Genomic DNA, 25,374 nt, shown 5'->3' with positions numbered 1-25,374 from the left:
TGAAAAAACTTGCGCCGCCAATGGCGCACGATAGAAACCTCAAGGCTTCCCTCTCGTCATCTCATTGCCCATGCGATCCCTGCACTTCGACAACGCGTTCGCGCGAGACCTTCCCGGTGACCCTGAGCAGGGCCCCCGGCAGCGCCAGGTGCTTGGCGCGCTGTATTCCGCCGTGGAGCCGACGCCAGTGGCGGCGCCTAAGGTCATTGCCTGGTCGCAGGACATGGCGGACACCTTGGGCATCAGCGCAGCGGACATCACCAGCCCCGAGTTCGCGCAGGTGTTCGGAGGCAATGCGTTGCTGGAAGGCATGCAACCGTACGCGGCGAATTACGGTGGCCACCAGTTTGGCGTGTGGGCCGATCAGCTCGGTGATGGGCGCGCCATCTCGCTGGGCGAAGTGATCAATGTCGCCGGTGCGCGCTGGGAGCTGCAGCTCAAGGGCGCCGGCCGCACGCCTTATTCACGGGGCGCGGATGGACGAGCGGTGCTGCGGTCCTCCATTCGCGAATTCCTTTGCAGCGAAGCGATGTATCACCTCGGTGTGCCCTCCACGCGTGCACTGAGTCTGGTCACGACCGGGGACATGGTGGTGCGCGACATGTTCTACGACGGCCATCCGCAGGAAGAGCCGGGTGCCATCGTGTGCCGCGTGGCGCCGTCGTTCATTCGCTTCGGCAATTTCGAATTGCCGGCTGCACGCGGTGACAACGCGCTGCTGAAGCACTTGGTCGACTTCACCATTGCGCGCGATTTCCCTGAGCTGAAGGGTGAGGGCGAATCGCTTTACGCCGAATGGTTTGCGCAGGTGTGCGAGCGCACCGCCGTGATGGTGGCGCACTGGATGCGCGTGGGGTTTGTGCATGGCGTGATGAATACCGACAACATGTCCGTCCTCGGGCTCACCATCGATTACGGCCCTTACGGTTGGATCGACAACTTCGACCCGGACTGGACACCCAATACCACGGATGCAGGGCGCCGCCGCTATCGCTTCGGCCAGCAGCCGAATGTGGCGTGGTGGAACCTGAGTCGTCTGGCGATGGCGCTGTCGCCGCTGTTCACTGGCACCGAAGCTTTGCAAGCAGGGCTGGACCGCTATGCGGCGGTCTATGCCGAAGCAGATCGCGCCACCATCGCGGCCAAGCTTGGTCTTGCCGAATGCACCGACAGCGATGTCGACATGATGCGCACGCTGTACACGCTGCTTACCGATGCCGATGTCGACATGACGCTGTTCTTCCGCGCACTCGGCGATGTGGACCTGAAGCAGCCTTCGCTCACGGTATTGCATGACGCTTTCTACGACGAGGCGAAGCGGCAACAGTTCGAGCCGGCCTTCCAATCCTGGTTGGAAGCTTACGCATCTCGCGTCATGGCTGATGCGATGTCGCCTGAGCAGCGACGTGCACGCATGCACTCGGCCAATCCGCGCTACGTGTTGCGCAATTATTTGGCGCAGGAAGCCATCGACCGGGCGACGCAGGGCGACTACGACGGTATTCACGAGCTACTTGAGGTGATGCGCCGGCCCTATGACGATCAGCCCGGACGCGAGCACTACGCGCAGAAACGTCCCACATGGGCGGTTCACAAAGCCGGTTGCTCGATGCTCTCGTGTAGTTCGTAATGAGTGTTATTGCAGCGCGTTGGCCAGAAACTGCCTGAGCTGCAGCGCATTGAGCGCACCCGCCTGGCGTGCCACCTCGTTTCCGTTGCGCAACACCAGCAGCGTGGGGATGCTGCGAATGCCGAAGCGTTGCGCCAGCGCAGGCTGAGCTTCGGTATCGACCTTGGCCAGACGCAGCTGCGGCTCCAGGCGAGTGGCGGCGTCCGTAAATACGGGCGCAAACTGGCGACACGGGCCGCACCATGGCGCCCAGAAATCGATCACCACTGGCAGGTCACCGCGGCCGGCAACGGCGTCGAAGTTGGCGGTCGTGAGTTCCACCGGCTTGCCGCCAAACAGCGGCTCCTTGCAGCGACCGCATACGGGGCGTTCGCTCAGACGCTCGGCCGGCACGCGATTGAGCGCGCTGCAGTGAGGGCAGGGGATCGCCAACGTGGTGGACATGACAGGCCTCGGTGAAGAAGACTCGATGTCGCGTCAGATGGTGTTGGCGAAGAGCCGAAACAAGGGCGAGGCGGGCTTGGCATGAATCGGCAGCAAGAGAAAGCCGCAAGCGGTGTCCTGCGCATTCCCGGTGTGCTGCTCGGCGTTTGCTGGACGCTGCCCAATAGCGTGCTGGGTCTGGTTGCTGGCGTGGTTTGCATGCCATGGGGTGCGCGCCCGGAATGGCGTTGGCGTGAATGCGCGTTGGCATTCCGCTGCATGCCAGCGCCAGGTGCGGGTGGTGCACTCACGCTGGGCAACGTGATCTTGTACTCCAGTCAGGAGCTGGATACGCCGTGCCTCACCTACGCCCATCGCGCAGGCCACGGCCATGAGCCGCACATCTCGCTGGCCGATCATGAGCGGGCGCACGTTTACCAGTACATGGTGCTCGGGCCGTTGTTTCTGCCGGTGTACGCGCTGTGCGGTGGCATCAGCGTGCGTAATCGATTTGAGCGCGCCGCGGACCGCTACGCGCAGCATCATCGGGGATGGTGGCCTTGGTAAGCGCAGGCGTCGCGATGGTGGCTCGATCAAGCTGACGCCGCGCTGCAAATCCGAGGCTCAGTTGCCGCCTTGACCAGACGGGGGAGGGCGCTGCCCCTGGCCGGGTGGCGGGTGGCCACCCTGACCTGGCGGTCGGTTGCCGCCTTGGCCTGGCGGACCACCCTGACCCGGCGGGCGATTGCCCCCCTGGGCGGGCGGACCACCCTGACCAGGTGGGCGATTACCGCCCTGTCCCGGTGGAGGACGATTGGCGCCCGGGTTGGGCGGCCCGGGGCGGTGTCCCTGGCCCGGCAGCGGCTGAATCCCCTGCGGTGGCGGACGATGGGCAGGCGGCTGTTGGAGCCCCGGTGGCGGTGGACGAAATGCCGGCGGCGGTTGCAGCCCTGGCGGCGGTGGACGATAGCCTGGCAGAGGCCGGTACCCAGGCGACGGCGGACGATAGCCCGGCTGCCAGCCCGGCGGGCGCGGCGGCGGCCGGGGCGCAATCGGGCGGCTGTACCAGTACTCACGATTCCGATAGAACGGGCGGTCGCGGTAGTAAAGGTTCCAGTACGGGCCGATGGCAAACGTCACGATGGGAACGCCAATGCGTGCGCCGTAATCCATCACATACACGGGTTGGTTCTGATACATCGATTGGACAAACGTGCCGGGAACCCAGCCGCGCAGACCCAGCGTGACCACATCGCACCAGGTCCAGTCAGGGGTGCACCCCTGGACGATGACGCTGCTGCCGATTGGCAGCTGCGCAACGACGGGAAAGCTCACATCTGGCCCGGCGTACAGTTCGGTGTACGCGGTGACCACGCCGTTGAAGACCTGCGCATGGCACGGCGCGGCAAGGCCAAACAGCAGCATGAGGGACCAGAAGAATCGTTTCATCGATGCTTCTCCCGGATACGCGACACGATGAAACTGCGACGGGTGCGAAGAGCCCGTCAAAGCCTTAATGGTCGTGGCAGTCTGGGTTCAGCCAGCGACGCTTCGCCGTTGCCACACGTAAATCGGCCAGCCACACAGCAGTAGTACCGCGCCCCATGCCAACGGTTCAATGCCAGCCCCCGCCAGCGCCCAGAGACTAAAAACCAGCGCGCCAGCCGCCACGATCTTGCGTCGCATGCTCGCGCCTGCGCCGTCGAGGCGCCACCACGCCAGCGTGGTGATCAGGTATGGCAACAACGTCGTCGCGGTGGACAGCAGAATCATGAAGGTGAACAGCGCCACCAGCGAACGCGTGTAGTTCGTTGCGACCAGCGCGCTGCTCAACACGCTGCTCACCAGCAGACCCAGCCATGGCGTGCCACGACCGTCAGTGCGTGCGAATGCGCGAGGAAACAGCCCATCTTGAGCAGCGGCCATGGTGGTCTGCGCCACCAGCAATACCCAACCGTTGAGCGTGCCGAAGCAAGCGATGGTTGCCACCAGCGCCATGCCAACACCTGCCATTGGGCCCCAGACATGCGCCGCTGCGGTAACCATGGGGGCTGGCGATGCCTGCAATGTCTCCCTTGGCAGCATGCCGATGACGACGGTGCAGGCCAGCATGGTTGCCAACCCGGCCATCAGCGTTCCGATGACAGTGGCTCGCGGCACCGTGCGCAAAGGATCAGCCACCACGCCGGTGGGTACCGTTGCCGTCTCTAGCCCGAGCAGCGCCCACAGCGCCAGCGTGGCGGTGGAAAGCGATACTTGGACCAGCGGTTTGCCACTGGGGTTGAAGGTTGCCTGGTCATGGCCATGCATCGCGCCAAGGCCAAGCAGTCCAAACACCAGCAAGGGCACCAGCTTGAGCAGCGTGGTAAGCACGGCAACGCGACCCGCTTCGCGAACGCCGGCGAGTGTGATGCCGGTGCATAGCCACAATGCACCCAGGGAACACAGCGCACCGCGCAGTGGCGTGGCCGTCGCCGCCGGCCACAACGCGCCCAGGCTGCCGGTGAAAGCCACGGCGATGGCGGCATTCGCCGACCAGGTGCACACCCAATAACTCCATGCCACCACGAAACCGGTGCGATCGCCAAAGGCGCGCCGGGCATAAGCGTAGGGGCCGCCGTGATTGGGGATGCTGCGCGACAACCACGCAAACACCAGTGCCAGCGTCCATGCGCCGCCCAGGCTGATGCCCCAGCCCAGCAGGCTCGCCGCGCCGAACGGCGCCATCGACGCCGGCAACACGAAGATGCCAGAGCCGATCATGTTGCCGATCACCAGCGCGATCAGCGTCCACAGTCCGATCACCCGTGGCGATGTGCTCATGCGTCGGCAAGCGTATCGCGGTAAGCGCGGCGCACCAGTTCGTGGAAATGATGCACGGCGTTCTCGCGCAGCGGGTTCAAGCGCCCCGCCTCATAGGAGCCGGAGGCGAGCCCACGCTGTACGTCCTCGCAGATGGTGACGTCCTCGTCCTGCACTTCGTCGCTGAACTCGACGTCGCGCGCCCGTCGCGTCTGCGCCTCGTCGCTATCGTCGGGGGCGTAGTAGAAATCGAACTCCACGCGACAACGGTCCACACCGAGCGGCAGCACCCGATTGGTCTGCAACCGCCCCGGCAGAATGTTGAGCATGGTGTTGGGATGGATGAAGTAGTACAGCGCCTCGCCGCTGCCATACAGATCGCTGGCGCTCTCCAGCGGGCTGAACTGGAACGAATACCACTCGGCCGTCTCGGTGATATAGCTGCGGTAATCGAGCAGGCTGTTCAAGCCCGGATGGATGCACGGTACGTGGTAACCCTCGAGATAGTTGTCCACGTAGACCTTCCAGTTGCAGGCCACGTCGTAGCTGGAGCGATGATGGAACACGTAATGCTCCAGCGAGCGGTCAGGCCCCAGTCGCTCGTCGATACCAGCAACCACCTCCTGGAACGGCGGCGCCTCGCCGATGGCGACAAACACCAGGCCCTGCCATACCTGCACTTTTACTTCCGGCAGACGGATGTCCGAAGGGTGGAAGTCGGGTGTGCGACCCATTTCCGGGGCGCCGCGCAGCACGCCGTCCAGGCCGTAGGTCCAGCCGTGATAGCGGCAGCGCAACGCCTTGGCGCCTTTTCCGTCGCAACTGGCGATGGGGCCGGCGCGATGGCGGCAAACGTTGTGGAAGGAGCGAATGGTGCGGTCTTCGCCACGTACCACCAGCAGCGGCAGGCCGGCAATCTGCGTCACCACGTGGTCACCCGGATCGGGCAGTTGCGATTGATGGCAAACCAGCTGCCAACTGCGCGCGAAAATCGCTCGCGCATCCAGCGCCGCCATGCGTGGATCGCTATAGAAACGTGCGGGCAGCGTCAGCGCGTGATCAAGCGGTTGCGGGGCAAGAACAGGAGCATCGAGCAGATCACGCATGCGCAACTCGCCATCAGTGGTTTGGCCGAGTATTGATCGCTGGACGCTGCGCCGAAAAGGGGGTTAATCGGCCACGTTTTCACGCGGTGGCGAGTTGCCCCTGCACGTCGTTGATGGAGTTGCGAATGCGCTGGCTGAATACGGAATCTTCGTGGTGAATCAACACCAGCCGCTCCGTCGCACGCGTCATCGCGACATACAGCAGGCGCGCTTCGTCGGCTTCATTTTTGCCGGGCTTGGGCAGTGACCCCAGGCCTGGAATGATCACCAGCGGAAACTCCAGGCCCTTGCTGGAGTGCATGGTCACCAGCTTGACGGTATCGTCCACCACAAACAGCGATGTCTTGCCGTTGCCCTCGGCCAGCTGACCCGGTAGGCCGGCGCGTTGCATGGCTTCGTGCAGCTTTTCGCCCTCCCAGCTGTTGCGGAAAACTACCGCCATATCCGACAGTGGGCGACCGTTGTCGCGCTCATCGCGCAAGCGCTGGATGATGGCCGGCAGTTGGTCCTCCTGCCGCTCCACGCGGATCAGTTCGGGCAGCGCGCCACGACGGCCGGCACTTTCCGGTGCGATCAGCGGCACGCTGTCGTCGTCCTCGCTGCGTTCCAGCAGCAGCTCGTTGGCGAAACCACGCGCCACCGAAAGAATCTCCAGGGTGTTGCGATAGTTGAGCTTGAGGATGGTGGTGCGGCCCTGTGCCTGCACGCCCAGGCTCTTCCAGCTGATTTTCTTGCGGCTGGCCTGGCCGTAGATGTTCTGGGCATCGTCGTACAACACCAGCAGCGAGTTGGTGTTGGGGTCGATCATCTGCACGATCAGCTTGTACCAGTCCGGCTCGAAATCGTGACCTTCGTCGATCAGCACCGCGCCGTACTGAAAGCGTGGTATCTGCCCATGGTCGACGCCGGCGATCACCGCCGGCGGCAGCTCCTCGGCAAAGCGAGGGCCGTCCGGCGGCAGCGGCACGTGGTAGGCCGTAAGCATGCTGCGGCACCACTTGTGGAAGTTGTACACCTGCACCTTGTCGCTGAGGCCGCGCTCGCCCATCAGCTGGTCCAGGCGCGCCGCCAGGGTCTTGTTGTAGCAAAGCACCAGGATGGGCTTGGACAGCGCGCGCGCCAGTTCCATCGCGCGAAAGCCCAGAATCATGGTTTTGCCCGAGCCGGCCACGCCGTGGATGATGCGATGCTCGTCGCCCAGCGAGCGGGCCAGCAGTTCCTGCTGCGCATCCATCACCTTAATGAGGTCGGGTACCTCCACCTTGGTGACCTTGGTTTTCTCGCTGGACGCGAACAGGCCGAACTGGCCATCGCCCGGCTCCACACGGATCTCCGGGAACAAGTGCCAGCGCACGCGATCGATCTGCGGCAGTGTCAGCGCGTTGGGGAAGATCCACGGAAACATGGCCCACAGGCGCTCCTGAAACACCTCCGGCTCGACCGACTCGTACATCTCGTCCTGGCAGATCACCAGGTGCGCGGGAATCACCTTCTCCAATTCGCCCGCCTCGAACTGTTTGCGGCTGATATTGGCGAGCACCACGCCGTAGCCCCACGGCATCAGCAGCTTGCCTTCGTGGGTGTGCCCTGGTGGAAAACGCAGCGCTGGATCTCGTTGCAGCACCTTGTAGATTTCGGTGGCGTAGTCTCGCGCCTGCATCAGCGGATTGGGCTGTTTCACGCTGCTGGTGTTGGCGAGCAGGGTGAACAGCATGGGGTCGGCGTGCTGGATGGTGCCGGGCTTCCAGTCCTTCACTTCCAGCACCAACAGGCCACGGCGCGGATGGAACACGATGAAGTCAGGATGGCGCTGCTTGGGGCCGACGGGCACGTCGTACCACAGCAGATAATCGTCCTCGAGCTTTTGCTCCAGTCGCTCGGACAGGCGCTTTTCGCCGCTGGTCATGCGCGAAAGGCAGCTGTTTCGGGATGGAATGAGCTTGGCCATCTAGGGGCTGCCTTGTGCCTTAGGGTGCCTCGCGCCGGGAGCTGTTTGCCCGTAGGCCAAGGAAGAACGAGGGAGTGTATGTCAATACACGACTGAGTGATGACGCCGGCTTGCGGGCAAACAGACCCGGCCCGGAGGGTTGAGGCGCTCTGGCGGCCACACCACCTCAACGCGAGGCACCCTAAGGCACAAGTCAGACCCTCAGCCCCTGACGTCCGGTCTGGCGACGTTAACGGAAAGGGCTGGCGTGTCAATCTCAGGAGGCACTCAGATTTTTTCCAAGACCGGACGGGATGGCAGGCATAGTGTCCTTGCACCGGCCCACTCATGGAGTCTTGCGATGAATACCTCGAAACCACCCGTCATCAAGGAAGTGTTTCCCTACCTTCGCGTGCGCAATGCCAACGCGGCTCTGGCTTACTACCAGCAAGCGTTCGGCGCTCGGCTCCGGATGCGGCTCGATGAGCCAGGCACCGGGCGGGTAGGGCATGCCGAACTGGAGCTGGGACCCGTCTTGTTGATGGTGTCCGACGAATTTCCCGAGCATGGCATCGTTGGCCCCCAGAGCCTCGGTGGTACCACCGTGTCGATTCACCTGCACGTGGACAACGCCGACGCCGCGCTTGCCCGGGCGGTGGAGGCCGGCGGCACACTCGTGCGGCCAGCCGAAGATGCGTTTTACGGCGAGCGTGGCGGCACAGTGCGCGATCCGTTCGGCCATGAGTGGTTGCTTGGCCACCAGATCGAAGAGGTGAGCCCTGAGGAGATGCAGCGCCGCTATGACGCCATGATGGTGGAGGGTTGAGAGCGGCACCCCAGCAGAGCACAAAACTCGTCATTCCGGCCTGCGCCGGAATGACGAGCATAGCGTCTGACTCGTGTCGCTGGCGGTTCAAAGTCACCGCCAATGCTGCAGCGTATCGGCTGGCACGCCGACACGCGCACAGGCGCGGCTGGCGATGCCATCGTGCAGGGCGGCGCGGAATACCGGCGCCACCGACCACAAGGCACGTGCAGCCAGTCGTGCCTGCGCACGCTGCAACGGCGAGCGCTCCAGCAGGTCCTCTGCCCATTCGGGCAGCAGGGCCGCGCCGGCCTGCAAAAATACGTCGCGGGACAAGCCCGCAATAGGCACCGGCAGGCGGACGCGCGAAAGCACCTTCAACACTTCGCGCGAGCGCCCGCTGAAGGTCAGCTCCGCACGAATCTGGCGGAAATAGGTGTGGATCTGCGCCCCCGATGCCGGCACGTCACGAGCACCAAGGGCCTCCGCAATACGGCGCACTTCGTCGTAGTAGCGATCCGCTGCGTCGGCTGGCAGCTGATGATGACTGTAGCGACGGTAACCCTGCAGGAAACTGTAGGCCTCAGTGACATGCACCCAGGTCAGCAGGTGCGGGTCATCCGCGGCATATGGACGTCCATCTTCGGCAACGCCGCGCACCTGGGCATGGATGGATTTCACCCGCTCGATCAACGCGTGCGCCTGATCGACTGGCGCATAGGTGGTGCCGCTGACGAACGAAGTGGTGCGGCGCAGGCGGCCAATCAAGTCGTCGCGAAAATTGGAGTGATCCCACACGCCCGCCAGCGCGAGCGGATGCAGCGTCTGCAGCATCAGTGCAGCCAGACCACCGGAAAGCATGCCGGGAAAGTCGGCATGTACGCGCCAGGTGGCGCTCTGTGGGCCGAACAGGCCGACGTCACCCAGAGGCTGGTCGTAGTCGACATGGCCACCGCCGCCACGCGGAAAAGCACTGAGCACCCAGCGGCGGATCGGTTCACGGGCCGGGCGGGTGAGGATGTTCCAGGGTGACGACATGGTCGTGAGTGTAACGGTCGCAGCAGGCCGTTGGTTTCAAATGCATCCTTTGCATGCGCGAAAAGCCTGTGTTATCTCTACTGCCCATGACCTTCCAACCCACTCGCCAGTATTTTTGGTTTTACGGCTATCCGATGCCGCTGGCGGAGGGTTGGTCGCGACTGTCATAACGACAAGTCACCATTCCCAAAAAGGCCGCCAGCCACCACTGGCGGCCTTTTTTATGGTCGCGAGTGGCACCCCACCAGGAGACCACCGTGAACCCTTCCACCGACGATCTGCGCATTCGCACCATCACCACGCTGAGCACGCCAGCGGAGGTCATGCGTGATTGCGCCATCAGCGCGCGCGCAGCGAACACCGTGACCACGTCACGGCAGGCATTGCACCGCATTCTGGCCGGCACCGACGACCGTCTAGCCGTCGTCATTGGCCCGTGTTCGATTCACGACACGGCAGCGGCGCTGGAATACGCCGACCGGCTCGTGGCCTTGCGCGAGCAGCATGCCAGCGAACTGGAGATCGTGATGCGGGTGTACTTCGAAAAGCCGCGTACCACGGTGGGCTGGAAGGGCCTGATCAACGACCCGGATCTCGACGGCAGCTTCCACATCGACAAGGGGCTGCGCATGGCGCGTGGGCTGCTGCGAGATATCAACGAGCGGGGCGTGCCGGCGGGCTGCGAGTTCCTCGACATGATCACGCCGCAGTACATCGCCGATCTGGTGGCGTGGGGCGCCATTGGCGCGCGGACCACGGAAAGCCAGGTGCATCGCGAGCTCGCTTCCGGGTTGTCCTGCCCGGTGGGTTTCAAGAATGGCACGGACGGCAACGTGAAAATCGCGGTCGATGCCGTGCAAGCAGCATCACAGCCACACCATTTCCTGGCGGTCACCAAGGACGGCCAGACGGCCATTGCCGCGACTACCGGTAATGAGGATTGCCACGTGATCCTGCGTGGCGGCAAAGCGCCCAACTATGACGCGGGCAGTGTGGATGCCGCCTGCTCAACCATCGTGCGGGCTGGGCTGGATAACCGTGTGATGATCGATGCCAGCCACGCCAACAGCGGCAAGCAGGCGGAAAACCAGCCGCGCGTGCTGGACGACATCGCCGCACAGTTGGAAGGTGGCGAGCGGCGCATCGTGGGTGTCATGGTGGAAAGCCACCTCGTGGGTGGTCGCCAGGAGTTGGTTCCGGGGCAGCCACTACGCTACGGCCAAAGCATCACCGATAGCTGCATTGGCTGGGATACCACGGTCGATGTGCTCAATCGTCTCGCGCACGCCGTGCGTGCTCGTCGCGGTATCGAACGTGCAGCACGGCGCCAGGTGCGGGTCGCGGTGGGTTGCTGAGCGAGGTGAATCTCAGCTGCGACCCTCGCGACTCAGCGCACTCGGGTCGACGGCAAGCGTCAGTTGCGCCACCTGGATACCGTTTTCCACGCTCAGCGCTGCCACCGACTCCTTGCCGTGCTGGGAGGTGTAGACGTTGTCCTCATTCAACGTCGTGCGCGGTTCGCCGCGATGCTGGTAGGGCGTGCCCGCCATCGCAGCGATGCTTGCGGCTTCGGGAAAGAACAATTGCCCGGTGTGCACCACCTGCCCACCGCGGTAATGGCCATCCTGCATCTGCCCGCCCACATGCAACTTGAGATGGATGTGGTTGCAGCGACCAGCGTAAAAGCCGGGAAAAATGGTGTGGAACTCGGCTTGTCCCCGCGCATCGGCAACCTGCGCCCCGCGCAGGAAGGTCAACTCGTCGGTCGCCACGCTCTTCGGTGGCATGCCATGTGGCGCGCCGCCACCACCCGGCGGTGGGCCAGGCGGCATGCCGTGCGGCGGTCGACCGGGTGGTGGCCCCATGCCTGGGCCGCCTGGCGTCATGGTGGTAAATCCTGAGTACAAGCCTTGCGCGTCGCAGTGCCACACCTCCAGCGCGCTGTCGCTCAGCGGCCGGCACGTGCGGCTGTCCAGCACCTGGAAGCGCAGTGTCAGTGGTGAACCGGGTCTGCCTTCGGTGATGTCCTGGCGCAGCAGTGCGCGATCCAGGTAGTAAGGCCCTTCCGTCTGTTCCGGGCTGAGGCGACAAGCAGCACGTCCATCTGGAAGCGCACGCGCGATACGGGACAAGGGCAGGGCGGCGATGCCGCCCAGGCACAGTTGCAGAAAGTGCCGTCGATTCCAGGTGATTTTCACGAGGTGTTCCGATGATGACGGGGCGCCATGAAGACGCGGCATCTATCGAACGCCCGGGGGGCTTTGGGGATGACAAGCGGTGAAGTCGCCACGGGGGCGCAAGTTGGCGCAGTATGCCGAGCCGGTCATGCACGAAACGCGAAAGCCAAACGGCGTTGCCTTCACATGCGATTCGCCGCCGGGTGTTTTATCCTGCGCCGCCTTGTGATGCCGTGGGAGCGTTTCATGTCCGCCGAGATCAGTCACAACCCCCAGACACATCGCTTTGAGATCAAGGTGGACGGTGTGCCGTGCGTGCTCGACTACACGCTGATCAATGGTGTCATGACCATCACTCACACCATCGTTCCTTCGGCCGTCGGCGGCCGCGGCATTGCCTCCAACCTGGTGCGTACGGCGCTGGACACGGCCCGCGAAGAGCATTGGAAAGTTGATCCTGCCTGTTCGTACTCCGAGATATGGATGACACGGCATCCGGAATACGCTGATCTGCACATCTGAAGCTTTTGGGCGATAGCCACTGCACCGCCGGTGAGACGCATTAAGATGCGCCATGCCCGGCGGCGGGCCATGGGAGATTCGCCTTGATGACGTGTCGTAAGCCTTGCGCAAAGGCTGTTGCATGAACGTGCCTGGCGGCGAACCGCCCGCTGCACGCCACAAGATTCCCTTGGGCATTCTTCGCGCCCGGCCGCGTTTGTCAGCATCGGCTGCCGTTTTCCTGGCCACAGGGCTGGTGCTGTGGCTGGGCCTGCATTTGAAGCCGCCGAAAGCGCTGCTATTGAGCTTTGACGTGGGCGTGTTGGTGTATCTGCTCGCGCTTGCGCTGATGTTCAACCGCTGCACCGCGCCGGAACTGATGCAAAGCCAGGCGCGCAAGCAGGACACAGGGCGCTGGGGCGTGTTGTGGACCGCGCTGGCGCTGACGGCCGTGGTGGCCTTGGCGCTCACCACGGAGATGGGCGCGGCGCGCAGCGGCGGCGCTCAGGCGCTGCTGGTCGCGGCAGCCAGCATCGTGCTGTCGTGGCTGTTTCTCAATGTGATGTTTGCCATGCATTACGCCCATGGCTACTACGGCGACTTCGGCAAGAAGCACGAAGGACTGGAATTTCCCGGCACCACCCAGCCTGACTACTGGGATTTCGCGTACTTCGCCATCGTGATCGGCATGACCTTTCAGGTGTCCGATGTGCAGATCACCAGCCGCTATCTGCGTCGCGTGGCGTTATTGCATAGCGTGATCGCGTTCTTCTTCAACGTATTCATCATTGCGATCAGCGTGAATATTGCGGCGGGGCTGGCGGGCTGAGCGTGTGGCCCCTCAGCACCGCCTCCTGTAGGAGCGCACTTGTGCGCGACCGCAGAGCCGCGAAGCGTTTCGGTTCACGATTTTCGCGACTCTTGGCCTTCGATAAAACGTTGCGGTCGCGCACAAGTGCGCTCCTACAGGGGGAGCTGAACTCCTGACCTTCAGGCGGGCATTAGTCGCGGAAATTGTCGAACTGCAGCGGCAACTCCACATCCGCCTTGCGCAGCACGGCCATGGCTAGCTGCAGGTCGTCACGTTTCTTGCCGGTCACGCGCAGCTTGTCGCCGTTGATCTGCGCTTCGACCTTCAGCTTGGCCTCCTTCAGCGTGGCCACCAGCTTCTTGGCAATCGGCTGCTCGATGCCCTGTTTCACGGTGATCTTCTGGCGTGACCCGCCGAGATTGGTTTCGGCATCACCTACTTCCAGTGCGCGAATATCGATCTTCCGTGAGGTCAGGCGGCCGCGCAGGATGTCCAGCATCTGTTCCAGCTGGAATTCGCTGGGCGCGCTCTGGGTGATCACGAAATTGTCCAGCTCAAACTTGGCGTCGGTACCCTTGAAGTCGAAGCGGCTGGTCAGTTCGCGGTTGGCCTGGTCCACGGCATTGGTCAGCTCGTGCTTGTCGACTTCGGAGATCACGTCAAACGAGGGCATGGTGGTGGCTCCGGGGGATATGGAAAGGCTCAGTTTAAGCGATGTGGCCCCGCCTGGCGGATAATGCCCGGCTTATGTGGATGGAGCAGGTTATGACGGCGGTGCGCGCGTGAAGGTAGATGTTCTGGTCATCGGTGCTGGTGCCGCCGGGCTGATGTGCGCCATGGTGGCGGGGCAGCGCGGCCGCAACGTGCTGGTGATCGACCATGCCAACAAGGTGGGCAAGAAGATCCTGATGTCCGGTGGCGGGCGCTGCAACTTCACCAATATGGGGGTGACGCCGGCGTGCTATCTGTCGGCCAACCCGCATTTCGCCAAGTCCGCGCTGGCGCGCTACACGCCGTGGGATTTCATTGCGATGGTGGAGAAGCACCGCATCGCCTACCACGAAAAAGAACTCGGGCAATTGTTCTGCGATGAGTCATCCAAACTCGTCGTGCGCATGCTGCTCGATGAGTGTTCACAGGCCGGCGTACGCATCGAAACCAGTTGCGGTGTCCAGCGCGTGCGCAAGACCGACGAGGGCTTCAACGTCACGACGTCGCATGGCGAAGTGCATACACAATCGCTGGTGGTGGCGACGGGTGGCTTGTCCATCCCGACCATGGGCGCCACGGGCTTCGGCTACGAAGTGGCCCGCCAGTTTGGTCATAACGTCTTGCCGACGCGGGCGGGCCTGGTGCCGCTGACCTTGAGCGGCAAGCATCAGGAGCGCTATCAGGATCTTTCGGGCGTGGCGCTACCCATGGTCGAAGCGCGAGTGGGCAAGCGCGCGTTTCGCGCAGGCATGCTCTTCACGCATCGTGGCGTCAGCGGACCGGCCATTCTGCAGATTTCTTCCTATTGGCAACCTGGCGACGATCTGCGCATCGACCTTTCGCCAGACACCGGTGCCGCCGAGTGGCTGCAAGCGCAACGTGCGGCACGCCCGGCTGCCGAGCTGAAGAACGTGCTGGCCGACCTGTTGCCGCGGCGTCTCGCGCAGCGACTTTGTGAGTTGTGGTTCGAGAGTCGCCCCATGCGTCAGTACCGCGAAGCGGAGCTGGCTGAGATCGGCGCGCAGCTGCACGACTGGCCCATCGTCGCCAGTGGCACCGAAGGCTATCGCACGGCAGAAGTGACGCTGGGCGGTGTCGATACTGATGGGCTTTCCTCGGCCACCATGCAATCGAAGCTCGTGCCTGGCCTGTTTTTTGTGGGGGAAGTGGTCGACGTCACCGGCTGGCTGGGTGGCTACAACTTCCAGTGGGCATGGGCGTCCGGTCACGCGGCTGGCGAAGTCGTGTGATTTCGCGCGAGTTGAACGCGTAGCGTGATCCACTGGGCGTGCGACACGTTCTGGAGGAAGCGCATGAAAGTAGGTTTTATCGGCCTCGGTGCCATGGGTAGCGCCATGGCGAGCAACCTGATCAAGGCCGGCCACGAGGTCACCGTCTGGAATCGCTCGTCGGGCGCCACTGAGCCGTTGGCGTCGCTCGGTGCCAAGGTGGTGAAGAGCGCCGATCGCGCGGCGCAGGGCGAGGTGTTGTTCAGCATGCTGGCCAACGACGAGGCCATCCGCGATGTGTTCTTTGTCGGCGGTCTGCTCGACGACATGGACAAGGGCACGGTACACGTCAATCACGCCACCATCTCCGTGGCGCTGGCCCGAGAGATGGCGGCAGCGCATATCCAACGCGGACTCGATTACGTGGCTGCTCCGGTGTTCGGGCGACCGGATGTCGCGGCAGCGGGCAAGCTCAATATCCTGGCTGCCGGTAAGTCGTCCGTGATCGAAATGGTCAGGCCGCTGCTGGAAGCTATGGGGAGTCGCATCTGGCCGTTGGGTGAATCACCTGAACGCGCCAACGTGGTGAAGATCGCTGGCAATTTCATGCTCGGCGCGGCGATCGAAAGCATGGCGGAGGCTTCCGCATTGGCGCGTGCGCATGGTGTCAGTGCCGCCGATTTCCTCGATGTGATGACCAATACGTTGTTTGCTGCACCGGCCTACAAGGTCTATGGCCAGCTGATGGCGGAACAACGCTACACGCCTGCCGGTTTCGCATTGCCCCTGGGCTACAAGGATATTGGACTGGCATTGTCTGCCGCCGATGCAGCGCGCGTTCCGCTGCCGTTGGCCGGGCTGTTGCGTGAGCACTTGCTCGAAGCGCTATCGGCCGGTGATGACGATGTGGACTGGGCGATCCTGGCGCAAGTCGCCGCGCGTCATGCGCATTTGGACGAACGCAAACTCTAAGTGACCAACCACTTGTAGGAGCGCACTTGTGCGCGACTGAAGACTTCATGTCGACTGCCATATTCGGTGATCAGCGTTGCCGGCAATCTGCAACCACGATTCGCTAAGGCTAGAACGTTGCGCTGCGGTCGCGAACAAGTGCGCTCCTACAAAAGAAGCATGCAGGGGTGTCAGCGGGCTTGGCGTCGCCGCGTCAACCAACGATCGAGCTGATTGGCGAAGGCCTGTTTGTCGCGCGGATGGAATGCGGAAGGGCCGCCGGTGTCGACGCCGGCGCTACGCAGTTCATCCATGAAATTCCGCATGCCCAGCCGTTGCGCGATGGTGTCCGCGGTATACAACTCGCCGCGCGGATGCATGGCCAACGCACCTTTGGCGATCACCGCAGCGGCAAGGGGGATGTCCTGGGTGACGACCAGATCGTCAGCGCAGACGCGTTGCACGATCTCGTTGTCGGCCACGTCGAATCCACCCGGCACCTGGATCGCACGCACGAAGCGCGAAGACGGCGTGCGCAGCCACTGGTTGGCCACCAGGGTCACCTGCACCTGCTCGCGATCGGCGGCGCGAAACAGCACCTCCTTGATCGCCACAGGGCAGGCGTCGGCGTCCACCCAGATTTGCGCGGCGGCATTCACGCCGCGCCGTTCCAGTGCAGGGCGCCGTCGATGATGGTGTTGGTGCGTCCACCGATCCACACCGTATCGCCATCGATGCGCACGGTGAGGCTGGCGTCATGGCCGATCTCGCGGCCCTGGCTCACGGTGTAGCCACGCGCCAGCGGACCATTGGGCTCCGCGTGGGCAATGTAGGCGGCAATCAGTCCATTGGCAGCACCGGAGGCAGGGTCTTCCACCAGGCCGACTCCGGCGGGGAACGCACGCACGACCAGCTGATAGTCGGGATGCGAGCTGCGCGCGAAGACGCACAGGCCAAGGCTGTCAGTGTCATGCGCCAACGCGCCAATCGCGGAGTGATCCGGTTGCCAGCGGCGCAGGCTGGCCTCGTCGGCGCATTCCGCCAGCCACCAGTGCCTGCCCCCGGCGACGTAGGCGGGCGGCAACGTGCCGAGCTCGATCCCGCCCAGCGCAGCTTGCAGCATCGGGTGGGCATCGCGGCCGGTTTTTTCCACCGTGGCCTGCGGTGATTTCAAAAGTAACTGTTCGCCATGGCCGTTGGCCTCGACGCGAATGGGCAGCACGCCGGCACCGCATTCCTGCCACAACACGCCGTCTTTCGGCGTGGCGAGACCGCACAGCAGCACGGCATGTGCGCTGCCGATGCTGGGGTGGCCGGCAAAGGGAATTTCCTTGTGCGGCGTAAAGATACGCACGCGGTAGCTAGCGCCAGGCTGGCTCGGTGGCAACAGAAAAGTGGTCTCGACCAGGTTGGTCCAGCGGGCGAAAGCTTGCATTTGGGCATCGCTCCAGCCAGTGGCGTCGGTGACGACACCCAGGTGGTTGCCGCCGCCGGGCGTGGCGGCAAAGACGTCCAGATGCAGGTAACGGATCGACATGGGGGATATGCCTGCAGGCGTGGGGGAAACGCGCGAAAGGCGCGAATGATAGTGCCTTCGGCCCGCTCATGCTTGCCTGATTCGCGTATGGCGGTGTCGACAAGCGGGCCGCGCGCCGCCAAGATGCGTGCTCTTTGTCACTGCCTGCCGACGGTTACGGAACACCGCATGGTCACCCTGATCATTATCGCCATCACCTGTGTCGTGTCCTTTATGTCGTTCAACAACGCCCGGTTGATGAACGACCTGATCCTGTGGCCGCCGGCCATCACGCGCAACCGCGAGTACCACCGCCTGGTGACCTACGGGCTAATCCACGCCGACTTTGGCCACCTGCTGTTCAACATGATCACGCTGTTCTTCTTCGGTCGCGCGATGGAAGGGCTCTACACCGCGTGGCTGGGCTCACTGGGTTTTGCGCTGTTCTACATCCTGGCGCTGGTGGTCTCGATTCTGCCGACCTACCTGAACAACCGCAGCAACCCGAATTACCGCAGCCTGGGTGCCTCCGGTGCGGTATCGGCGGTGTTGTTTTCCTACATCCTGATTGCGCCATGGGCGCGCATCGTGGTGTTTGTGCTGCCGATGCCGGCCATCATCTATGCCGTGCTTTACGTGGGCTATTCGATCTACATGGATCGGCGCGGGCAGGGCAACGTCAACCATAGCGCGCATCTATGGGGCGCCGCCTTCGGCGTGGCGTTTACTTTGTTGGTGCGTCCGGAGGTGTTCTCGCACTTCCTTTCGCAGCTTGCGCAGCCGCGATTCTGAATGGTGCATCGGTGCCGTAAGCATGGCCTTAAACGCGCGCCGGCATCCAGCATGGCTGGCAGCTAAACGTTCGCCGGGCGCGCGTGCGCGATTGATTGCGTACGGGGTGACGCAGGTCCAGAGTGGTGTTGTCCTCCCCCCTGAGGCCTCGAGTCATGAAACGCATGTTCGCCGGTTTTGCCTTGGCGGTAGCTGCCGCGGCATTGTCCGGTTGCTACTACGATCCGGGTTATAGCTACGTACGGTCGGCGGGTGGTGGCGGCGCGTACTATGGCACCAGCGTGGTCTACAGCGGCGGCTACTACCCGGGCTACTACTACCCCGGCTATTACGGCTACTACGGTTGCTGCTACGCACCGGTGGCCATCGGAATTTACGGCGGTTCGGGCTACTACCACCGCGGCTATTACGGCGGTGGCGGCTACTGGCATGGCCACCCGGGCGGTGGTCACGGAAGCTGGGGCGGTGGCCACGGGAGCTGGGGTGGCGGCCATGGCGGCTGGAGCGGTCACGGCCACTGAAGCACAATCGCGGCATGAGACTGTTGTCCGCATTGCCGCTAACCGCAAAGATGCTCAGGCCCATCGCCGCGACGGCGATGGGTCTGCTGCTTTCCGCCTGCAGCACGATGGGCTACTACAGCCACGTGGCGCGCGGCCAGGGCGAGCTGGTGATGCAGCGCCGGGATGTGGCGACGGTGGTCAAGGACCCTTCCACCGATCAGGCTACCCGCCAGCGGTTGATGGTGGCGCAAGAGGCGCGGCGTTTCGCTTCCACCCATCTGGATCTGCCGGATAACCGCAGCTACACCAGCTACGTGCAGCTGGATCGCCCCTACGTGGTGTGGAACGTCTTTGCGACACCGCCGTACTCGGTGGCGCCGCTGCAACACTGCTTTCCCTTTGCCGGTTGCGTCGCCTATCGCGGTTATTTCTCCCGCGGCAAAGCTGATGACGAAGCGGCGAGGCTGAAGGCGAAGGGCAACGACGTTTACATTGGAGGCGTGCCGGCGTATTCCACGCTGGGCTGGTTCTCGGATTCCATCCTGAGCAGCATGATGCGCTGGGACGACGACGAACTGGCCGGCACCATCTTTCACGAGTTGGCGCACCAGTTGATCTATGTAAAGGACGACAGTGCGTTCAACGAATCCTTCGCCAGTTTCGTGCAGGAGGAAGGGTTGCGCGAATGGCGACAATCGCGCGGGCTGCCGCCGCAGGACCGGCATCTCAAGGCGATGGACGACGGTTTCACTCGGCTGGTGCTCGACCTGCGAGACCGTTTGAAGGCGTTATATGCCAGCGGCGTCGACGAGCCGACCATGGCGGCGGGCAAGCAACGGGAGATCGAAGACTTCCGCACACGCTATGCGCAATGGCGCGACCGGGAATGGCCGAACGATCACCGTTACGACACCTGGGTCAAGGCGCCCATCAACAATGCACGCTTGCTGCCGTTCGGTCTCTATGATCGTTGGACGCCTGCTTTCGGCGCGCTATTCAAGCATGCCGAAAAGCAGTGGCCAGCGTTTTACGCCAGCGTGCGCCAGTTTGCGCAAACGCCGCATGCTCAGCGCGAGCAATTGCTTCAGCAGTGGTTGGAGGCGAGCAATCAGTCGTTGAGTGCGCCGTCGTTATGACAATCTTGCGCGATTTGTCTTCAGGCGCATTCTCTACATCTTCGCGCGACCATATCTCCCCTCACCGTCATGCCCGCGATGGCGGAAATCCAGCGACTTTCAGTTTCCCTTGCCGCTTAAAGGCACTGGATGACCAGCTTCGCTGTTGTAAAGCGCTTCCCGCTTTCGCGGGGGTGACGGTGAGGGTGAACGGGATCAAATGGAAATCTTGTGCGGTTTCTAGTGCTCGCTTTTACGCCCCGCCATATGGCGCAAATACGCCAACAGCGCGTTCAGATCCTCATCAGAGATGGCTTGCTGATCAAAACCGGGCATGCGGGCTTGCGGCCAATGCCTCAACGATTGAGGATTGCGTATGTAGGCACGCAGCAGGTCTTCGCGAAGATACTCGGTGGGGTTGTGCGGAACGTTGAGGTCGGGGCCAAGTTGCGCATAGCCCTGCTTGTTGAGTGTGTGGCAGGCGAAACAACTCCGTTCAAAAACAGTGAAGCCGTGGCGCACCTCGCTGTCCGGCTTCAACGCAGGGTCGGGCAGGATCCCGGGGAACCGCTCGGCCACCGGTGATAGCCGCCGTATGGTAGACAGCTGGTAAGGCCATTGCTCGGAGCCGACCTTCATGGCTTGCGGATCGGTCCACACGACGTAGAACGGGCCGGCGCCCCCCTTGGCTTCGGCCAGCTGTGGCCACGGCTGAGAGGGCTCCTCGATCGCCAGCCACGCCTCTGAGCCGTGCGCGTGCAGGATCAGGTTGGCCGGGATCTCCGCGGCGAAACCGTCCGTAGCAACGAACAGCAAGGCGTCGTCCGCGCTTGCACCTTGCAACAGCGCCTTCAACGGTACGGCGCGGTAGTGCATGGCGTGTTTGAACGAAACGTCGTCGGGGATGTGAATAATGCGTGCATCGCTGCGGGCGAGCAGCTGCTCCGTGGAGTAGGTGTGCACGCCATGCCCGAGGTCGACGCTGAGTTCGGCCGCTTGCAACGGCAGGGCAAGGAACAACATTAAAAAGCTTAGACGGCGCAGCAGCGGGAGCATCGGGCGATCCGGTCGGGTGTGGCCGACGATTGTAGGGCTGCCCGCCAGCTTGCCAAAAGCTGAACAGATCCGGCAGTCCACTTGAACTAGGTCAAGGCCGACCACACTAAGTCATCGTATCGCCGTGATGGCGACAGGAAGCGGTGCAGTTTCATCGCACTGCTGGGGGGTCGGTCCTGTTCCCCTCTTTGTTTGAGACCGGCCTGACAAAACCTCGGTAGTCCCTCCCCTGACTACCGAGGTTTTTATTTGTTTGCGGGATGCGCGTCGGGCTCGCCGCCATGGTGCCAACGCGGGGATAATCGTCACATTCCCCCGTGCCGCGTGAGCGCCGATGATCGTCACCTCCCTGCTCGATACCGATCTCTACAAGTTCTCCATGATGCAAGTGGTGCTGCACCACTATCCTGCAGCGCAGGTGGAGTACAAGTTCAAGTGCCGCAATCCGGGTATCGATCTGGTGCCCTACATCCAGGAGATTCGCCAGGAGCTCGATGGGCTGTGTTCGCTGCGGTTCACGCCGGAAGAGCTGAACTACCTGCGCACCTGGCGCTTCATCAAAAGCGATTTCGTCGACTTCCTCGGGTTGTTTCAGCTCAACGCCAAATACGTCGAGATCTATCCGGCGCAGGACGGGCCTGGCGAGATCGAGATACGCATCCGAGGCCCGTGGCTGCACACCATTCTTTTTGAAGTGCCGCTGCTGGCGATCATCAACGAGGTGTACTTCCGCAACACGCAGCCGAGACTCGATCTGAGCGAGGGGCGTCGTCGCCTTCGCGAGAAAATTGCGCTGTTGCGCGACACCGAGGGTTACGAAAGCTGCCGCATCGCCGACTATGGCACGCGCCGCCGCTTCTCGCGCCAGTGGCACGAGGAAGTGGTAACCACCTTGCGTGAAGGGCTGGGTCCGCAGCTGGCGGGCACCAGCAACGTGTGGCTGGCCTGGAAGCTCGGCCTGACTCCGCTAGGCACGCTGGCGCACGAATACCTGCAGGCGCACCAGGCGCTTGGGCCGCGTCTGCGCGATTCGCAGGTGGCCGCGCTGGAGACCTGGGCGAAGGAATATCGCGGCGACCTGGGTATCGCCCTGTCAGATGTCTATGGCCTCAGCGCGTTCCTGCGCGACTTCGACATGTACTTTTGCAAGCTGTTTGACGGTACGCGGCATGATTCCGGCGATCCGTTCGCGTGGGGCGAGCGCGTACTCGCTCATTACCGGGCCAATCGCGTTGATCCGCGCAGCAAGGTGCTGGTGTTCAGTGACGGTCTCGACGTGCCGAAAGTGATGCGCCTTTTCGCGCACTTCCATGGGCGCTGCCAACTTGCCTTCGGCGTAGGTACCAATCTCACCAACGACGTAGGGCCGGAGCCGCTGCAGATCGTGATCAAGATGGTTCGCTGCAACGGCCAGCCGGTGGCGAAGATCAGCGATACACCCGGCAAGAACATGTGCGACGACAGCGCCTATGTGGCGTACCTGCGGCAGGTGTTCGAGATTCCGGCCGACCCCGAAGCTGTGACTTGCTAAAGACACTGTAGGAGCGCACTTGTGCGCGACCGCGGCGTATCGTCGTTACATCGACGCCGGGCTGGTCGCGCACAAGTGCGCTCCTACAGGAGTAGAACGGGTTTCAGAACGCCGGCAGCACCGCGCCATGGTACTTCTGCTCAATAAACGCCTTGATCTCCGGGCTGGTCAGCGCCTTGGCCAGCTTCTGGATGCGCGGATCGTCCTTGTTGTCCGGGCGCGCCACCAGGTAGTTCACATACGGCGAATCCTTGTCTTCGATCAGCAGCGCGTCCTTGGTCGGGTTGAGGCCCGCAGCAAGCGCATAGTTGGTGTTGATGAGGGCGAGGTCCACTTCGTCCAGCGTGCGCGGCAGCATGGCGGCTTCCAGCTCGCGGAACTTCAAGTTCTTCGGGTTGGCCGTGATGTCCTTGAGCGTGGACAGTTCGTTGCTGGGATCCTTCAGCGTGATGATGCCGTGCTTGGCCAGAAGCAGCAGGGCACGGCTGTTGTTGCTGGGATCGTTGGGCAGGGTGACCGTGCCGCCGTCCGGCAGCTGGTCAATCGACTTGAGCTTGTGCGAATAGGCGCCGAACGGCTCGATGTGCACGCCCGTGACCACTGTCAGGTTGGTGCCGCGCTCGCGATTGAACGCGTCCAGGTAGGGCTTGGTCTGGAAGTAGTTGGCGTCGATCGACTTTTCCAGCACCTGGGTGTTGGGCTGCACGTAGTCGGCGAATACCTTGATCTCCAGGTCAACACCTTCCTTGGCCAGGATCGGCTTGACCTGCTTGAGGATTTCCGCGTGCGGCACGGCCGTGGCCGCCACCACCAGCTTCTGGCTGCTGGCATCGCCGCCGCTGGAACTGGAGGACGAGCAGCCCGCCAGCAGGAGCAGGGCGGCAAGAACGGCAATCAGCTTCTTCATGGTGGCGCATCACCTTTGGTGCGGCGCACCAGAATAGCCGTCCATACCGCCGAATGCAAAGCTCAGCGTCGGGTGTAGCGAGCCACGAGGCGGTCGCCCAGCATCTGCAGCAGCTGTACCAGCACGATCAGCAGCACCACGGTGACCAGCATGTAGTCTGACTTGTAGCTGAGATAGCCGTAGCGGTAGGCGAGATCGCCCAGGCCTCCTGCGCCAATGGCGCCGCCCATGGCCGTATAGCCCACCAGCGCGATCGCTGTGACCGTGGTACCGGCGATCAGCCCGCCGCGCGCTTCTGGCAACAGCACGTGGCGCACGATCTGCCAGGTGGTGGCGCCCATCGACTGGCTGGCCTCGATCACGCCGTGCTGCACTTCGCGCAGCGCCGTTTCGACCAGTCGGGCAAAGAACGGGGCCGCGCCAATGACCAGCGGTGGAATGGCGCCGCGGATGCCCAGCTTGGTGCCCACCAATACATACGTGAGCGGCATCAATACGATCATCAGGATGATGAAGGGAATCGAGCGCAGCACATTCACCACCAGCGACAGCACGGCGTACAGCTTGGGCATTTCGCGCAGCTGGCCCTTGCCGGTGAGATACAGCAGTACGCCGAGCGGCAGGCCAATCACCACAGTAAGCAGCAACGAACCACCGAGCATCAGCAGTGTGTCGATGCAGGCCTGGCCGAGTTCGCTCCAGTCGTCAATATTGGGAAACAGACTTTGCAGTGAGGCGCTCATGCGCGGTTCTCCGGCGACGGGGTGATCTCTTCCACTTCAATCCCTGCCTGGCGCAAGGTGGCCAAGGCGTCATCGACGCGGGCGCCATTCATGGCGAGGGTGAGCTGACCGTAGGGCAGGTCCTTGATGCGGTCGATGCGGCCGGCAAGGATGTTGAAATCCACCCCGGTATCGCGTGCCACGCGGCCCAGCGCGGGGGTCCAGGTGGCTTCGCCTCGGAACGACAGGCGCAGGATGCGGCCTGCGACATGCGCGAACGGCATCTGCTCGCCTGCGGCTTCTTCCGGCAGCGCTTCGTTGACGAACCGGCGCGTCGTGCTGTGCTTGGGATGCAGGAACACGTCGGCCACCGCACCGCTCTCCACGACATTGCCGGCATCCAGCACCGCAACGCGATCACACACGCGGCGTACTACATCCATTTCGTGGGTGATCAGCACGATGGTGAGTTTCAGCTCGCGGTTGATCTCGGCCAGCAGGTCGAGCACCGACGCGGTGGTCTGCGGATCGAGTGCGCTGGTGGCTTCGTCGCAAAGCAGGATGGAAGGGCGGTTGGCCAGGGCGCGGGCAATGCCCACGCGCTGCTTCTGACCGCCCGAAAGCTGCGACGGGTATTTGTCGGCATGCACCGTGAGGCCCACACGCGCCAACAGCTCATCGACGCGTTTCCTGATGGCCGCGCTATCACGCTCGCCGGCGAGCCGCAGCGGAAACGCCACGTTCTCGGCTACGGTCTGCGAGGCCAGCAAGTTGAAGTGCTGGAAAATCATGCCGATGCGCTGGCGCTGCTGGCGTAGCTGAGCTTCGCTAAGCGCCGTCATATCGGTGTCGCCAATCACGATGCGGCCGCCGCTCGGGCGCTCGAGCAAGTTGATCAGACGTATAAGCGTCGATTTACCCGCGCCAGAATGGCCGATGATGCCAAACACTTCGCCATCGGCAATGTCGAGGCTGAAACGTTGCAGTGCGGGAACGTCCCGGCCGTCGACGCGGTAGGACTTGTGGACATCCTGAAATCTGATCACGGGGTACCTTCGTGGAACCGGGGGAAGCTTCGGCCGCCGGGGATACCGGCCGGCGAAAGCATAAGGCATGTGCCC

General features: G+C 63.0%; 26 protein-coding genes. 12 read left to right on the top strand and 14 right to left on the bottom strand.

The window, feature by feature from the left end; translation table 11 throughout:
- The first annotated feature begins 70 nt into the window (after window positions 1-70).
- Window positions 71-1,630 carry a protein adenylyltransferase SelO gene (locus AC0GUR_RS06625; protein ID WP_472876671.1) on the top strand — a complete coding sequence of 520 codons (1,560 nt, stop codon included), beginning with the start codon at window positions 71-73 and terminating at the stop codon, window positions 1,628-1,630.
- 6 nt (window positions 1,631-1,636) lie between these two features.
- On the opposite strand, the gene trxC is transcribed toward AC0GUR_RS06625, so the two are convergent.
- On the bottom strand, window positions 1,637-2,074 hold the full coding sequence (gene trxC, locus AC0GUR_RS06620) for a thioredoxin TrxC (RefSeq protein WP_472876670.1): 438 nt from the start codon (window positions 2,072-2,074) through the stop codon (window positions 1,637-1,639).
- A gap of 81 nt (window positions 2,075-2,155) precedes the next feature.
- Between trxC and AC0GUR_RS06615 the strand changes: the two genes are divergently transcribed.
- Window positions 2,156-2,620 (top strand): hypothetical protein, encoded by a 465-nt coding sequence (locus tag AC0GUR_RS06615; protein ID WP_472876669.1) that lies wholly within the window; start codon window positions 2,156-2,158, stop codon window positions 2,618-2,620.
- A gap of 57 nt (window positions 2,621-2,677) precedes the next feature.
- Here the strand turns inward: AC0GUR_RS06615 and AC0GUR_RS06610 are convergent, their stop codons facing one another.
- The 4 genes from AC0GUR_RS06610 to AC0GUR_RS06595 all read right to left on the bottom strand — a co-directional run bounded on the left by AC0GUR_RS06610 (window position 2,678) and on the right by AC0GUR_RS06595 (window position 7,909).
- Entirely contained in the window at window positions 2,678-3,502 is an 825-nt protein-coding gene (locus AC0GUR_RS06610; RefSeq protein WP_472876668.1) for an SH3 domain-containing protein, read from the bottom strand.
- Window positions 3,503-3,589: 87 nt separating this feature from the next.
- Window positions 3,590-4,876, bottom strand: a complete 1,287-nt coding sequence (locus AC0GUR_RS06605; RefSeq protein ID WP_472876667.1) for an amino acid permease — start codon at window positions 4,874-4,876, stop codon at window positions 3,590-3,592.
- Window positions 4,873-5,961, bottom strand: a complete 1,089-nt coding sequence (locus AC0GUR_RS06600) for an aromatic ring-hydroxylating oxygenase subunit alpha (RefSeq protein WP_472876666.1) — start codon at window positions 5,959-5,961, stop codon at window positions 4,873-4,875. Before AC0GUR_RS06600 ends, AC0GUR_RS06605 begins: the two co-directional genes overlap by 4 nt.
- 79 nt (window positions 5,962-6,040) lie before the next feature.
- A complete protein-coding gene (locus AC0GUR_RS06595; protein ID WP_472876665.1) occupies window positions 6,041-7,909 on the bottom strand; it encodes a 3'-5' exonuclease in 1,869 nt (622 codons plus the stop codon).
- A 340-nt stretch (window positions 7,910-8,249) separates the two neighbouring features.
- Between AC0GUR_RS06595 and AC0GUR_RS06590 the strand changes: the two genes are divergently transcribed.
- Entirely contained in the window at window positions 8,250-8,714 is a 465-nt protein-coding gene (locus AC0GUR_RS06590; protein WP_472876664.1) for a VOC family protein, read from the top strand.
- 93 nt (window positions 8,715-8,807) lie between these two features.
- Here the strand turns inward: AC0GUR_RS06590 and AC0GUR_RS06585 are convergent, their stop codons facing one another.
- On the bottom strand, window positions 8,808-9,731 hold the full coding sequence (locus tag AC0GUR_RS06585; RefSeq protein ID WP_472876663.1) for an oxygenase MpaB family protein: 924 nt from the start codon (window positions 9,729-9,731) through the stop codon (window positions 8,808-8,810).
- A 257-nt stretch (window positions 9,732-9,988) separates the two neighbouring features.
- Here AC0GUR_RS06585 and AC0GUR_RS06580 point away from each other — a divergent pair, with 257 nt between their 5' ends.
- Window positions 9,989-11,086, top strand: coding sequence for a 3-deoxy-7-phosphoheptulonate synthase (locus AC0GUR_RS06580; RefSeq protein ID WP_472876662.1), 1,098 nt, complete (start codon window positions 9,989-9,991; stop codon window positions 11,084-11,086).
- Window positions 11,087-11,098: 12 nt separating this feature from the next.
- Here AC0GUR_RS06580 and AC0GUR_RS06575 read toward each other — a convergent pair whose 3' ends face one another.
- The gene (locus tag AC0GUR_RS06575; RefSeq protein ID WP_472876661.1) at window positions 11,099-11,929 is read right to left on the bottom strand and encodes an intradiol ring-cleavage dioxygenase; all 831 of its coding nucleotides are present in this window, start codon (window positions 11,927-11,929) and stop codon (window positions 11,099-11,101) included.
- A 225-nt stretch (window positions 11,930-12,154) separates the two neighbouring features.
- On the opposite strand from AC0GUR_RS06575, the gene AC0GUR_RS06570 reads away from it, so the two are divergent.
- Both AC0GUR_RS06570 and AC0GUR_RS06565 read left to right on the top strand, forming a co-directional pair.
- Window positions 12,155-12,430, top strand: a complete 276-nt coding sequence (locus AC0GUR_RS06570; RefSeq protein WP_472876660.1) for a GNAT family N-acetyltransferase — start codon at window positions 12,155-12,157, stop codon at window positions 12,428-12,430.
- 121 nt (window positions 12,431-12,551) lie between these two features.
- Window positions 12,552-13,238: a DUF1345 domain-containing protein gene (locus AC0GUR_RS06565; protein WP_472876659.1), complete on the top strand. Its 687-nt coding sequence runs from the start codon at window positions 12,552-12,554 to the stop codon at window positions 13,236-13,238.
- Window positions 13,239-13,410: 172 nt separating this feature from the next.
- Here AC0GUR_RS06565 and AC0GUR_RS06560 read toward each other — a convergent pair whose 3' ends face one another.
- Window positions 13,411-13,893 carry a YajQ family cyclic di-GMP-binding protein gene (locus tag AC0GUR_RS06560; protein ID WP_472876658.1) on the bottom strand — a complete coding sequence of 161 codons (483 nt, stop codon included), beginning with the start codon at window positions 13,891-13,893 and terminating at the stop codon, window positions 13,411-13,413.
- Between the two features lie 109 nt (window positions 13,894-14,002).
- Between AC0GUR_RS06560 and AC0GUR_RS06555 the strand changes: the two genes are divergently transcribed.
- Both AC0GUR_RS06555 and AC0GUR_RS06550 read left to right on the top strand, forming a co-directional pair.
- On the top strand, window positions 14,003-15,181 hold the full coding sequence (locus AC0GUR_RS06555) for a BaiN/RdsA family NAD(P)/FAD-dependent oxidoreductase (RefSeq protein WP_472876657.1): 1,179 nt from the start codon (window positions 14,003-14,005) through the stop codon (window positions 15,179-15,181).
- Between the two features lie 63 nt (window positions 15,182-15,244).
- Window positions 15,245-16,132 carry an NAD(P)-dependent oxidoreductase gene (locus AC0GUR_RS06550; protein ID WP_472876656.1) on the top strand — a complete coding sequence of 296 codons (888 nt, stop codon included), beginning with the start codon at window positions 15,245-15,247 and terminating at the stop codon, window positions 16,130-16,132.
- A gap of 170 nt (window positions 16,133-16,302) precedes the next feature.
- On the opposite strand, the gene AC0GUR_RS06545 is transcribed toward AC0GUR_RS06550, so the two are convergent.
- Together AC0GUR_RS06545 and AC0GUR_RS06540 are read right to left on the bottom strand one after the other, a co-directional pair.
- Window positions 16,303-16,770: a YaiI/YqxD family protein gene (locus tag AC0GUR_RS06545; RefSeq protein ID WP_472876655.1), complete on the bottom strand. Its 468-nt coding sequence runs from the start codon at window positions 16,768-16,770 to the stop codon at window positions 16,303-16,305.
- The gene (locus AC0GUR_RS06540) at window positions 16,767-17,648 is read right to left on the bottom strand and encodes a PhzF family phenazine biosynthesis protein (RefSeq protein WP_472876654.1); all 882 of its coding nucleotides are present in this window, start codon (window positions 17,646-17,648) and stop codon (window positions 16,767-16,769) included. The genes AC0GUR_RS06545 and AC0GUR_RS06540 overlap by 4 nt, the downstream gene beginning before the upstream one ends.
- Before the next feature lie 168 nt (window positions 17,649-17,816).
- Here AC0GUR_RS06540 and AC0GUR_RS06535 point away from each other — a divergent pair, with 168 nt between their 5' ends.
- The 3 genes from AC0GUR_RS06535 to AC0GUR_RS06525 all read left to right on the top strand — a co-directional run bounded on the left by AC0GUR_RS06535 (window position 17,817) and on the right by AC0GUR_RS06525 (window position 20,058).
- Window positions 17,817-18,419 carry a rhomboid family intramembrane serine protease gene (locus AC0GUR_RS06535; protein ID WP_472876653.1) on the top strand — a complete coding sequence of 201 codons (603 nt, stop codon included), beginning with the start codon at window positions 17,817-17,819 and terminating at the stop codon, window positions 18,417-18,419.
- A gap of 155 nt (window positions 18,420-18,574) precedes the next feature.
- Window positions 18,575-18,940, top strand: coding sequence for a hypothetical protein (locus AC0GUR_RS06530; protein ID WP_472876652.1), 366 nt, complete (start codon window positions 18,575-18,577; stop codon window positions 18,938-18,940).
- Between the two features lie 77 nt (window positions 18,941-19,017).
- Window positions 19,018-20,058, top strand: a complete 1,041-nt coding sequence (locus AC0GUR_RS06525) for an aminopeptidase (RefSeq protein ID WP_472876871.1) — start codon at window positions 19,018-19,020, stop codon at window positions 20,056-20,058.
- A gap of 219 nt (window positions 20,059-20,277) precedes the next feature.
- Here the strand turns inward: AC0GUR_RS06525 and AC0GUR_RS06520 are convergent, their stop codons facing one another.
- Window positions 20,278-21,198: a cytochrome c gene (locus tag AC0GUR_RS06520; protein WP_472876651.1), complete on the bottom strand. Its 921-nt coding sequence runs from the start codon at window positions 21,196-21,198 to the stop codon at window positions 20,278-20,280.
- 229 nt (window positions 21,199-21,427) lie between these two features.
- On the opposite strand from AC0GUR_RS06520, the gene pncB reads away from it, so the two are divergent.
- The gene (gene pncB, locus AC0GUR_RS06515; protein WP_472876650.1) at window positions 21,428-22,624 is read left to right on the top strand and encodes a nicotinate phosphoribosyltransferase; all 1,197 of its coding nucleotides are present in this window, start codon (window positions 21,428-21,430) and stop codon (window positions 22,622-22,624) included.
- A gap of 103 nt (window positions 22,625-22,727) precedes the next feature.
- On the opposite strand, the gene AC0GUR_RS06510 is transcribed toward pncB, so the two are convergent.
- The 3 genes from AC0GUR_RS06510 to AC0GUR_RS06500 form a co-directional block, all read right to left on the bottom strand.
- Window positions 22,728-23,531 (bottom strand): MetQ/NlpA family ABC transporter substrate-binding protein, encoded by an 804-nt coding sequence (locus AC0GUR_RS06510; protein ID WP_472876649.1) that lies wholly within the window; start codon window positions 23,529-23,531, stop codon window positions 22,728-22,730.
- A gap of 62 nt (window positions 23,532-23,593) precedes the next feature.
- Complete coding sequence (locus tag AC0GUR_RS06505) at window positions 23,594-24,274, bottom strand: methionine ABC transporter permease (RefSeq protein WP_472876648.1); 681 nt, start codon at window positions 24,272-24,274, stop codon at window positions 23,594-23,596.
- Window positions 24,271-25,299 (bottom strand): methionine ABC transporter ATP-binding protein, encoded by a 1,029-nt coding sequence (locus AC0GUR_RS06500; RefSeq protein ID WP_472876647.1) that lies wholly within the window; start codon window positions 25,297-25,299, stop codon window positions 24,271-24,273. Before AC0GUR_RS06500 ends, AC0GUR_RS06505 begins: the two co-directional genes overlap by 4 nt.
- Between the last annotated feature and the right edge of the window lie 75 nt (window positions 25,300-25,374).

The sequence above is a fragment of the Dyella sp. PARNA 12/25 genome, from assembly GCF_055702865.1.
Note: the sequence above shows the minus strand (reverse complement) of the source record. Positions and strands in the feature narration are given on the sequence as shown.